This window comes from Actinomadura sp. 7K534 (assembly GCF_004348575.1).
Lineage (GTDB): Bacteria > Actinomycetota > Actinomycetes > Streptosporangiales > Streptosporangiaceae > Spirillospora > Spirillospora livida.
In genome coordinates this window covers 1-11419 of the sequence record NZ_SMKB01000227.1, presented here as the reverse complement: position 1 = coordinate 11419, position 11419 = coordinate 1, and the positions used below count along the sequence as shown (strand labels likewise).

General features: G+C 73.0%; 7 protein-coding genes and 1 pseudogene. 5 read left to right on the top strand and 3 right to left on the bottom strand.

Features of this window, described 5'->3' with window-relative positions:
• Window positions 1-116 precede the first annotated feature (116 nt).
• Window positions 117-677: a dihydrofolate reductase family protein gene (locus E1266_RS30215; RefSeq protein WP_132052812.1), complete on the top strand. Its 561-nt coding sequence runs from the start codon at window positions 117-119 to the stop codon at window positions 675-677.
• Between the two features lie 82 nt (window positions 678-759).
• Here E1266_RS30215 and E1266_RS30210 read toward each other — a convergent pair whose 3' ends face one another.
• Window positions 760-1587 carry a helix-turn-helix transcriptional regulator gene (locus E1266_RS30210; protein WP_132052818.1) on the bottom strand — a complete coding sequence of 276 codons (828 nt, stop codon included), beginning with the start codon at window positions 1585-1587 and terminating at the stop codon, window positions 760-762.
• Window positions 1588-1974: 387 nt separating this feature from the next.
• On the opposite strand from E1266_RS30210, the gene E1266_RS30205 reads away from it, so the two are divergent.
• The 3 genes from E1266_RS30205 to E1266_RS30195 all read left to right on the top strand — a co-directional run bounded on the left by E1266_RS30205 (window position 1975) and on the right by E1266_RS30195 (window position 4578).
• Window positions 1975-2325, top strand: a complete 351-nt coding sequence (locus E1266_RS30205) for a YciI family protein (protein ID WP_132052810.1) — start codon at window positions 1975-1977, stop codon at window positions 2323-2325.
• Window positions 2326-2452: 127 nt separating this feature from the next.
• Window positions 2453-3640 carry an RNA polymerase sigma factor gene (locus tag E1266_RS30200; protein ID WP_243719063.1) on the top strand — a complete coding sequence of 396 codons (1188 nt, stop codon included), beginning with the start codon at window positions 2453-2455 and terminating at the stop codon, window positions 3638-3640.
• Window positions 3637-4578: a threonine/serine dehydratase gene (locus tag E1266_RS30195; protein ID WP_132052808.1), complete on the top strand. Its 942-nt coding sequence runs from the start codon at window positions 3637-3639 to the stop codon at window positions 4576-4578. Before E1266_RS30200 ends, E1266_RS30195 begins: the two co-directional genes overlap by 4 nt.
• 22 nt (window positions 4579-4600) lie before the next feature.
• On the opposite strand, the pseudogene E1266_RS30190 reads toward E1266_RS30195, so the two are convergent.
• Window positions 4601-5503: pseudogene (locus E1266_RS30190) on the bottom strand (RNA polymerase sigma factor); the annotation flags it as partial.
• Between the two features lie 246 nt (window positions 5504-5749).
• Window positions 5750-9172, bottom strand: a complete 3423-nt coding sequence (locus E1266_RS30185; protein ID WP_132052806.1) for a pyruvate carboxylase — start codon at window positions 9170-9172, stop codon at window positions 5750-5752.
• 290 nt (window positions 9173-9462) lie between these two features.
• On the opposite strand from E1266_RS30185, the gene E1266_RS30180 reads away from it, so the two are divergent.
• Window positions 9463-11419 (top strand): ATP-binding protein (locus E1266_RS30180; RefSeq protein WP_132052804.1); only part of this gene is annotated, 1957 nt, incomplete at its 3' end.

Below are 11419 nucleotides of genomic sequence, written 5' to 3'. Positions count from 1 at the left end.
CGACAACCCCGCCCGACAACCCCGGCGGAAAGCGACCGTAAGAATGCCGTAAACGGTGTGGCGCATGGTGGTTCCATCGAGCCGGAAGGCGCACGATCCAAGCCACGGAGGCGACCATGCGCAAGATCATCAATTCGACGTACGTCTCGCTCGACGGCGTCATCGGGAACCCGCAGAACTGGACGTCGGCCTACTTCCAGGACGAGGCCGCCGCCTACGCCCAGGAACTCCTGTACTCCTGCGACGCGCTGCTCATGGGCCGCAGGACGTTCGACGGCTTCTCCCAGGCATGGCCGGCCATGGAGGAGGCGACCGGGGAGTTCGGCGTCCGGATGAACACCTACCCCCACTACGTCGTGTCCGACTCGCTGCGGAAGCCGGGCTGGGGCGACACCACGGCCATCCGGCGGGCGGACGCCGTCGCGGAGATCACCAAGCTGAAGGAGCGGGACGGCCGGAACATCCTCCAGTACGGCTTCGGTCCGGTGTCCCGGACGCTCGTGGAGCACGGGCTGCTCGACGAGCTGCGCCTGTGGATCCACCCGGTGCTCGTCGGCGAAGACGACCCGGAGGGGATGCTCGGCCTCCGGGACTTCTCGGCGTCGTTCGAGCTGGCCGACACCAGGACGTTCAAGACCGGCGTCATCATCGCCACCTACCGGCCAGTCGCGAAGTAGCCGTACCGCGGGCACGCGGCGGCCGGGCGGCTCCGGTGGGGGGCGTGCCCGGCCTTCGCCCGTCCGGCGGGCCGGACGGCGGTCAGCGGAGGCTGTCCAGGATGTCGTGGAGCATGGCGAGGGTGCGGGTCGGCGGCTCGGCCTGGACGCCGAGGCGGTTCAGGACGTCCCGGTACCGGATGATGTCGGAGGCCCGGTCGGGATAGAGCGCGCCGGTGAGCTGCTCCAGGTAGACGACGTCGGGCAGGTCGGGCTCGGCGAACCGCAGCAGCGTCATCGGGCCGCCCTCGGCCGCGTGGCCGCCGACGGAGAACGGCAGGACCTGGAGCGTGATGTTCGGCCGGCCCGCCATCTCGATGAGGTACCGGATCTGCGCGCGCATCGTCTCGGCGCCGCCGACCACGCGGCGCAGCGCCGCCTCGTCGAGGATCGCCCACAGCTTCAGCGGGTCGGGGCGGTCGAACACGCGGCGCCGCCGCATCCGCAGCTCGACCCGCCGTTCGACCTCGTCCCCGGACGCATCCGGGTGCCTGACCGCGATCAGGGCGCGGGCGTAGTCGGCGGTCTGCAGGAGCTCCGGGACCTCCTGCACCTCGTACACGCGGACGACCACGGCCCCCTGCTCCAGCCCCAGGTAGGGCTCGAACCAGCCGGGCACCACGTCGCCGTACTCCTGCCACCAGCCCGGGACGTTCGCGTACTCGGCCAGTTCCAGCAGCGGCTCGCGGCGCTCCGGGTCGGTCACGCCGTAGAGGGTCAGCAGGTCGGCGACGTCGCGCTCCTTGAAGCCGACGCGGCCCAGCTCCATCCGGCTGATCTTGGAGTGCGAGGCCCGGATCTCGTATCCGGCGGCCTCGATGGAGATCCCGGCGGCCTCGCGGAAGCGGCGCAGCTGCGCGCCGACCAGCATCCGCAGCACCGTCGGGCCGGCGGTCCGGTACTCCTGCGCGGGGGCGACCGGGGCCGCCTCGTCCGGAGGCTCGCCCGCGCTCACGACCCGCACCCCACGGCACCAGTCACCGGATCTGCCACGGAACGCCTCCTCCGACGCGCAAGAACCTTTCCACCCAGAGAAGTTACTCGTAAGTTCCCCACTTGCCCACCGGGGCAGGATGTCAAGTTTGTGGCGATTCGGGCGGGTATGTTGCGCTTCCGCCACCGGCGCCCTCCCGACCTGGAACGATACGCGTCTCGGAAAAAATCTGGAAGAAGTCGGAAGGAATGTCGATCCGGTCACTCCTTCTTCGACGCGTCAGCGAGGCCGGAGGGACCGGCCCGCGAACACAGGGAGACGACGATGCGGTTCCTGATGATGACGACGGACACCGGCGAGCAGGGTCCGCCCGACGAGAAGCTGCAGATGGAGATGGGCCAGTTCATCGAGGAGATGTCCAAGGCCGGGGTGCTGCTGGCCACCGGCGGGCTGGAGCCGGGCGGCACCCGCATCAGCTCGTCCGGCGGCAAGGTCACCGTGACCGACGGCCCGTTCACCGAGGCCAAGGAGGCCGTCGTCGGCTTCGCGCTGATCGAGACGCGCAGCCGCGAGGAGGCGATCGAGCTGTCCAAGCGGTTCTGGCAGATCGTCGGGGACGGCGCGGGCGTCATCAAGCAGGTCTTCGGCCCCGAGGACCCCATGCCGGGGGCCTGAGGGCCGGACTTGCGCGGCGGCCGGTGCGGGTGCTCTCATCGGCAGCGTGGGGGCCTCGGACGTGCACGCGAGCATCGATGCTGTGTGGCGGCTGGAGGCCGCCCGGATCATCGCCGGTCTCGCCCGGATGGTGAACGACATCGGGCTCGCCGAGGAACTCGCGCAGGACGCGCTGGTCGCCGCGCTCGAACAGTGGCCTGAGTCGGGCGTCCCGGACAACCCGGGCGCCTGGCTCATGGCCGTCGGCAAGCGCCGCGCCATCGACCGGATCCGCCGCCAGCGCCGCTATGAGGACAAGCTGGCGGAGATCGGGCGCGACACCGAGTCGCAGGCCCCGCCGGAGATCGACGTCCCCGACGACGAGCACATCGAGGACGACGTCCTCCGCCTGGTGTTCACCGCCTGCCACCCCGTCCTGTCCACGCAGGCCAGGGTCGCGCTGACACTGCGGATGCTCGGCGGGCTCACCACCGACGAGATCGCGCGGGCGTTCCTCACGTCCGAGCCGACCGTCGCGCAGCGGATCGTCCGCGCCAAGCGGACCCTGTCGGACGCGGGCGTCCCGTTCGAGGTCCCCGAGGGCCCGGACCGCGCCGCCCGGCTGTCCTCGGTGCTGGAGGTCCTCTACCTGATCTTCAACGAGGGCTACACGGCGACGTCCGGCGACGACTGGGTGCGGACGGACCTGTGCCAGGAGGCGCTGCGGCTCGGCCGGATCCTCGCCGGGCTCGCCCCCGAGGAGCCCGAGGTGCACGGGCTCGTCGCGCTGATGGAGATCCAGGCGTCCCGCACCAGGGCCCGCACCGGCCCGTCCGGCGAGCCCGTCCCGATCCTCGACCAGGACCGCGGCCGCTGGGACCGCCTCCTCGTCCACCGCGGCTTCGCCGCCCTGCTCCGCGCGAAGGCCATCGGCGAGCCGCCCGGCCCGTACGTCCTGCAGGCCGCGATCGCCGCCTGCCACGCGCAGGCGCCCGCGCCCGAGGACACCGACTGGACGCAGATCGCCTCCCTGTACGGGATCCTCGCGAGCGTCGCCCCGTCCCCCGTCGTGGAGCTGAACCGCGCGGTGGCGGTCGGCATGGCGCACGGCCCGGCCGAGGGCCTCGCCGTCGCCGACGAGCTCGCCGACGAGCCGTCCCTGCGCGGCTACCATCTGCTGCCGAGCGTGCGGGGCGACCTGCTCGCCCGGCTCGGCCGCGCGGCCGAGGCCCGCGCGCAGTTCGAACGCGCCGCGGAGCTCACCCGCAACGCCGCCGAGCGCAAGATCCTGCTGGACCGCGCCGCCAGGGCCGGAGAGGGAGAGGGGAACCGGTGATCGCTCGTTCGGACGTCGACGCCGCCGCGGCGCGCGTCGCGGGCCATGTCCGCAGGACGCCGCTGCTGGAGGTCGATCCGGCGCCGCTCGCGCCGGCCGCCCGGATGTGGCTGAAGCTCGAACTGACGCAGCACACCGGGTCGTTCAAGCCGCGCGGCGCGTTCAACCACGTCCTGGCCGCGCGGGAGGCGGGACGGCTCCCCGCGTCCGGGATCGTCGCGGCCTCCGGGGGGAACGCGGGTCTCGCCTTCGCGTACGCGGCGGCGCGGGCCGGGGTCCCCGCCGAGGTGTTCGTGCCCGAGACGGCGCCCGCGGTGAAGGTCGCCCGGCTCCGCGCGCTCGGCGCGGCCGTCACCCAGGTCGGCACCCGGTACGCGCAGGCGCAGGAGGCCGCGGCCAAGCGCGCCGCGGACACCGGCGCGCTGTCCTGCCACGCCTACGACCTGCCGGAGGTGTGCGCCGGGCAGGGCACGCTCGGGCTGGAGATCCTGGAGCAGACCGGCGGCGAGGTCGACACCGTGCTGCTCGCGGTCGGCGGCGGCGGGCTGATGGCGGGCGTCGCCACCGCCCTGGAAGGCCGCGCCCGCGTCGTCGGCGTCGAGCCCGAGCGCATCCCCACCCTCGAACGCGCCCTGCACGCGGGGCGCCCGGTCGCCGTGGACGTCTCCGGGATCGCCGCCGACTCCCTCGGCGCCACCCGGCTCGGCGACATCGCGTTCTCGGTCGCGTCCCGGACGAGGGTGCGGCCCGTCCTCGTCTCCGAGGAGGCGATCGTCGCGGCGCGCCGCCTCGTCTGGGACGAGTACCGGCTGGTCGTCGAGCACGGGACCGCCACCGCCGTCGCCGCGCTGCGCACCGGCGCCTACCGTCCCGCGCCCGGCGAACGCGTGGTGGTCGTCCTGTGCGGGGCGAACACCGACCCGTCCGACCTGGTCTGACCCGTCCGGCCCGGGAGGCCGGTCAGCCGAGCAGGTCGGCGAGGGTCTCCCGGCGGGACGGGTGGCGCAGCTTGTGCATGCCCTTCGACTCGATCTGCCGGATGCGCTCGCGCGTCACCCCGTAGACCTTGCCGACCTCTTCGAGCGTCTTGGGCTCGCCGCCGGCCAGGCCGAACCGCATCGAGATCACGCCCGCCTCCCGCTCGGTGAGCGTCTCCAGGACCGCGTCGAGGCGCCCGCGCAGCATCGAGGACGCGACGACGTCGGCGGGGTCGCCGCCGTCCGGGTCCTCGATGACGTCGCCGAGCTCGCCGTCGCCGTCCTCGCCGAGCGGGGTGTGCAGGGACAGCGGCTCGCGGGCCTGCCGCCGCAGCCACTCCACCTTCTCGGGCGTGACGTCCAGCTCGACGGCCAGCTCCCGCGACGTCGGCTCGCGGCCGAGGTCCTGCGCCATCCGCCGCCGGACCCGCGTCATCCGGTTGAGGACCTCGACGACGTGGACGGGGATGCGGATCGTGCGGCTCTGGTCGGCGAGCGCGCGGCTGATCGCCTGCTTGATCCACCAGACGGCGTAGGTGGAGAACTTCAGGCCGCGGCGGTACTCGAACTTCTCCACGGCCCGGATGAGCCCGAGGTTGCCCTCCTGGACGAGGTCGGTCAGCGGGAGGCCATGGCCCATGTAGCGCTTGGCGAGGGAGACGACGAGGCGGAGGTTGGCCTCGACCATGTGCTCCTTGGCGCGGCTCCCGTCGGCGGCGATCCATTCGAGGTCGGCGCGGTCCTGGAGGCTGAGCTCGTCGCCGAGCCGTTCGAGGCGCTCGCGGGCGAAGAGCCCGGCCTCGATGCGCTTGGCCAGCTCGACCTCCTGCTCGGCGGTGAGCAGCGCGGTGCGCCCGATGCGGGAGAGGTAGTCCTTCATCGGGTCGACGAGGTTCACGGTGGCGCGGTTGGACGCGCTCCGAGCGTGGCTGGCGTTCAGGATGGTGTCCTTTGCTCGTCCAGCTGGTGCTCGACCAGGTTTCTGCCCGGGTGCATCCCCGGCCGGGAGGGAACGGCTCACGCGATCTCGGTACCCGGCCGCACGGCGGCATAATCCCTCGCGGCCGCCACCTGTCGGCCACCCAGTCGACCACTGCGGCGGGCGCCCTCCTCCGGAGGGCGCCCGCTCCGGCTACGCCTGGAGGACCAGCAGGAGGTCACCCGCCTGGACGGGGGTCGTCTCCGGCACGGCGAGCCGGGCCACGGTCCCGGCGATCGGGGCGGTGATCGCGGCCTCCATCTTCATCGCCTCGATGGTGGCGACGACGTCGCCGGCCGCGACCTGGTCGCCCTTGGCCGCGCGCAGGGTCACCGAGCCGTCGAAGGGCGCGGCGACGTGGCCGGGCTCGCCGGGGTCGGCGCGCTCGACCGGCGGCGCGTCGGACACGACGGACTTGTCGCGGACGGAGAGCGTCCGTAGCTGCCCGTTCACCGTGCAGATGACCTGCCGGACGCCCGCCTCGTCGATGTCGCCGACCGCCTCCAGCCCGGCCAGGACGCGCACGCCGGGTTCGAGGTCGAACGCGACCTCGTGCCCCGCGCGGAGCCCGTAGAGGAACGGGCCGGTGGGCAGGACGGACAGGTCGCCGTAGGCCGCGCGCATCTCCCGGTAGTCCTTGGCCGGGCCGGGGAAGAGGAGCCGGTCCAGGGTGTCGCGGACTTCGGGTCCGGCCAGGGCCTTCTCCTCCGCGCCGGTGAGTTCGGCGCGTACACCACGCACTTGCCGGGGGGCCTGGGGGGTCGACCCCCCAGAATGAGACGTCGTGTACTGGCGTCCGGCCAGGGCCTTGGTGCGGAACGGCTCGGGCCAGCCGCCGGGCGGGTCGCCCAGCTCGCCGTTCAGGAACCCGATGACGCTGTCGGGGATGTCGTAGCGGTCGGGATTGGCGGCGAAGTCGTCCGGGTCGGCGCCCGCGGCGACCAGGTGCAGCGCCAGGTCGCCGACGACCTTGCTGGACGGGGTGACCTTCACCAGGCGCCCGAGGATCTTGTCGGCCGCCGCGTACAGCCGCTCGATCTCCTCGAAGCGGTCGCCGAGCCCGAGCGCCACGGCCTGCTGCCGCAGGTTGGACAGCTGGCCGCCCGGGATCTCGTGCTCGTAGACGCGCCCGGTCGGCGACGGGAGGCCCATCTCGAACGGCGCGTAGAGCTTCCGGACGGCCTCCCAGTACGGCTCCATGACGGTCAGCGCGTCCAGGTCGATCCCGGTGGCGTGGTCGGTGAAGTCGGTGGCGGCCACGATCGCCTGGAGCGGCGGCTGGCTGGTCGTGCCCGAGAGCGGGGCCGCGGCCCCGTCGACGGCGTCGACACCCGCCTCGATGGCGGCGATGTAGGTGCCGATCTGGCCGCCGGCGGTGTCGTGGGTGTGCAGGTGGACGGGCAGGTCGAAACGCTCGCGGAGGGCCGCGACCAGCGTGCGGGCGGCGGGGGCGCGGAGCAGGCCGGCCATGTCCTTGATGCACAGGATGTGCACCCCGGCCTCCACGAGCTGCTCTGCGAGGCGCAGGTAGTAGTCGAGGGTGTAGAGCCCCTCGTCCGGGGACGACAGGTCGCCGGTGTAGCAGAGGGTTCCCTCTACGAGCGCGTGGGTCTGGAGCGCGGCGTCGATGGCGGGACGCATGCACTCCACATCGTTCAGGGCGTCGAACACACGGAAGATGTCGACTCCCGTACTGGCCGCTTCGCGGATGAACGCGCGGGCCACCGAATCGGGGTACGGCGTGTATCCGACGGTGTTGCGGCCCCGCAGGAGCATCTGGATGCACAGGTTCGGGGCGGCCTCACGGATCGCGGCCAGCCTGTCCCAAGGCGATTCGCCCAGGAAGCGGAGCGCGACGTCGTAGGTGGCCCCGCCCCACGCCTCCAGGGAGAGCAGCTGCGGTGTCATGCGGGCGAGGTAGGGCGCGGCGGACAGCAGGTCGTACGTGCGTACTCGCGTGGCCAGGAGCGACTGGTGCGCGTCCCGGAACGTGGTGTCGGTGACGGCCAGGGCGCTCTGGTTCCGCAGCTGCTCGGCGAACGCGCGCGCGCCGAGAGCCATCAGCCGGTCACGGGAGCCCTCTGGGAACGGGCCGTGGGCGTCGAGCGGCGGAAGCTTCGTCGCGGGGTCCAGGTCGGTGGGCGCGTCACCGTGCGGCTTGTTGACGGTGACGTCCGCCAGGTACCGGACGAGCCGCGTCGCGCGGTCGCCGCTGGAACGGGCCGTGAGCAGCTCGGGGTGCTCGGCGATGTAGGCGGTCGTGACGCCGCCCGTGCGGAAGTCCGGCTCGTCGAGCAGCGCCCGCAGGAACGGGATGTTGGACGCGACGCCCCGGATGCGGAACTCGGCGACGGCCCGGCGCGCCCGCCGCACCGCCTCCTCGAACGTCCGGCCGCGGCAGGTCAGCTTGACCAGCAGCGAGTCGAAGTGGGGGCTGACGATCGCGCCGCCGTAGGCCGTGCCGGTGTCCAGCCGGACGCCCGCGCCGCCCGGCGACCGGTACGCCGAGATCTTGCCGGTGTCGGGGCGGAAGTCGTTGGCGGGGTCCTCGGTGGTGATGCGGCACTGCACGGCGAAGCCGCTGACCGTCACCTCCTCCTGGACGATGCCGAGGTCGGCGAGCGTCTCGCCGCCCGCGATGCGCAGCTGGCTCTGCACCAGGTCGATGCCGGTGACCTCCTCGGTCACGGTGTGCTCGACCTGGATCCGCGGGTTCATCTCGATGAAGACGTGCTCGCCCCGGTCGTTCACCAGGAACTCGACGGTGCCCGCGTTCTCGTAGCCGACCTCTTGCGCGAACTTGACCGCGTCCTCGCAGAGCCGCCGCGTGACCTCCGCGTCCAGGTTCGGCGCGGGCGCGATCTCCACGACCTTCTGGTGGCGGCGCTGCACCGAGCAGTCGCGCTCGCGCAGGTGGACGACGCTCCCGGCGCCGTCGGCGAGGACCTGAACCTCGATGTGGCGGGGCCGGTCCACCGCCTGCTCCAGGAACACCGCCGGGTCGCCGAACGCGCTCTGCGCCTCGCGGCGCGCCGCGTCCACGGCGGCCTCCAGCTCCGCCCGGTCGTCGACGCGGCGCAGCCCGCGCCCGCCGCCGCCGGCCGCGGCCTTCACGAACAGCGGGAACCCGATCTCGTCGGCCGCCGCGAGCTCCGCGCCGGGCTCGGGCGTCGCCGAGCGCGGCACCGGCAGGCCCGCGCGCCGCGCCGCCGCGACCGCCTCGATCTTGTTGCCGGCCAGGCTCAGCACGGACGACGGCGGCCCGACGAACTTGATCCCGTTGCGCTCGCACGCCTCGGCCAGCTCGGGGCTCTCCGACAGGAACCCGTAGCCGGGGTAGACGGCGTCGGCGCCGACGCGCAGCGCGGTCTCCACGATGCCGTCCACGTCCAGGTAGGCCCGGACGGGGTGGCCGCGCTCACCGATCTCGTACGCCTCGTCCGCCTTCTGCCGGTGCAGCGAGAGCCGGTCCTCGTGCGCGTACACGGCGACGCTGGCGATGCCCAGCTCATAGGCGGCGCGGAGCGCGCGCACGGCGATCTCACCGCGGTTGGCGACGAGCAGCTTTCTGATCACGTATCTCTCCCAGGAGACGGCTTCGGGCGCGTCCGCCCGCATCCGATGGCCTCCCGGGCTCGGCGCTGAGCCTCGGCGGTGAGCGGTACCTGGTCGGCGGGCGAACCGAATCTTCGGATACCTACCCAGTTGAGCGGCCGGACGAGCCCCCTGGACCGCCCCTAAGTTGTGAACAATGTGACAGAACACGCCTTGTGGTGAAAATGGGCCGTTATTCTCCACGCCTCGGTGTTCGTCGGTCCCCCTCGTTAGGCTGTGCCGCCCAATTGGGTGTGCCAGAGGGGGAGAATGTGCGGCTGCCGGAGCATCTGGAACTTCTCGTGTCCGACGAGCCCGTCATGGACCTGTACGCGCACGGCCCGTGGCGCGTACCGGACGGGCTGTACGACGAGATCCGCGGCCGCATCGACGCCTTCGTGGCGGATCCGCGCTGCGCCCCGCTGACCACCGGCCAGCACGGCATGATGAAGAACCCGGCGCCGCTGATCGCCGCCGAGCTGATCAGCGTGCTCGCCTACCTGCCGGGCGCCGGCGCCGTCTACTCCGGGCCCTTCACGAAGCTGTACCACGAGCTGTTCGGCCGCTTCATGAGCACGCCGCTCGACCCGAAGAAGCTGGGCTCCTGGAGCGGCCTCGCCGGGGAGTTCCGGCCGTTCGAATGGCTGGAGGACTGCCGCGACCAGGAGCTGGCGCTCACCCTGGCGCGCGAGTCGCTCGGCGTCTTCGAGGGCCTGGAGCCCTTCGAGCGCCGCCGCCAGGCCATCGCCGAGCTGTACGGCGACCCGCCGGACGGCGACTGGCTCGGCCTCTCGGCGGAGCGCCGGCGCGACCTGTGGACGGCCAAGGCCGACGACGGCGTCCTCGACGCCCTGCCCGAGTTGCACGGGCCCATCGGCTACCTGGAATGGGTGTGCTCCGGCCTCCTGCCCGTCCACGAGCACCTGCGCGAGATCGCCCCGCACGGTGAGGACGCCGACCAGCTCCTCGTCCACCTGCTGCTGCAGGCCGGGAAGAGCCAGGTCCCCGCCGAACTGGCCGTCGTCCTCACCGAGGACCGGTACGCCGAGCTGCTCGGGCGCTTCGAGGACAGGCGCGGCTCGTTCAAGGCGGACGCGTGGTCGGTGGACGAGTGGGCGTGGCTCGCGCGGGGCCTCGGCGCCGGAGCGATCGACGTCTGCCGCGGCTGGCTCGACATGGCGGTCCGCTTCACCGCGGCCGTCCAGGGACTGCCCGGCGTGCCGGCCAGGCCCGACCCCGTGTGGGTCCCGGTCGCCGGGTTCGAGGAGGACGTCCGCCGCCTGTTCACCCCCCGGCGCCGGATCGTCAACCCGCTCGCCGCAGGCCTCGGCACGGGCCTCAGCACGGGCGGGTCCCGGCCGCGCGGCGGCGCCCGCACCCGCGTGAAGGTGGAGACCGACCTCGTCGGCCAGCCGGAGGTCGTCGCCGCGCTGGAGGAGATCGCGAGCGGGCCGGGGCCGGTCCGGCTGATGATCGTCGGCCCGGACGGCACCGGCAAGCGCGACGCCGCCCAGGAGATCGTCCGGCTCGTCCAGCGGCACGGCCTCGCCGACCCGCCGCTGTGGCTGGCCGGCGACTTCTTCGCCGCCAAGGAGGTCTCCGCCGCCACGGTGCACCTCCACAACGACGCGCGGGACAGCGCCGGGGTGCGGCTCATGGTCATCGACGGCCTCGACGACATGTCGAAGGACGACCGCAGCGGCGAGGCCATCCTCGAACAGCTGCACCGGGCACTCGACGTCCACGACGACCTCCACGTCGTCGCGCTGTGCGAACCGGGAGGCGACGACCGGATCCGGGAGGTCAACCCCGGGCTCGCCCTGCGGTTCCAGGTCGCCCGCACGCGCCCGTTCACCGCGGAGGGCTACGCGGAGCTGTTCAACCGGGCCGTCCAGCAGCGCGGGGCGCGCGCGCACAAGCGCGCCCTGACCGCCGCGGGCCAGCTTCTCGTGGGCACGCCGCCCGTCCGCAACCTGCGGAACGCCCGCCTCGCGCAGCGGCTCGCCGACATCGTCGTGGAGTCCGTCCGCGAACGGACGGAACCCGGCGAGGAACTCGTCGTCAAGCGGCCCGACGTCCCCGCCTCGTTCGACTCCCCCGGCGCCGACCCGATGGCGGAACTCGAAGCGCTCACCGGCCTCGGCTCCGTCAAGCAGGAGATCGAGCTCCTCGTCGCCGGCGCGAAGGCCACGAAGATGCGGCGGGACGCCGGGGTGCCCGTCCCCGCCC

What these genes read in the sequence shown, in the direction of transcription:
- E1266_RS30215 (WP_132052812.1), top strand. Translation starts at nt 117, where the DNA reads ATGCGCAAGATCATCAATTCGACGTACGTCTCGCTCGACGGCGTCATC.
- E1266_RS30210 (WP_132052818.1), bottom strand. Translation starts at nt 1,587, where the DNA reads ATGCTGGTCGGCGCGCAGCTGCGCCGCTTCCGCGAGGCCGCCGGGATC.
- E1266_RS30205 (WP_132052810.1), top strand. Translation starts at nt 1,975, where the DNA reads ATGCGGTTCCTGATGATGACGACGGACACCGGCGAGCAGGGTCCGCCC.
- E1266_RS30200 (WP_243719063.1), top strand. Translation starts at nt 2,453, where the DNA reads ATGGTGAACGACATCGGGCTCGCCGAGGAACTCGCGCAGGACGCGCTG.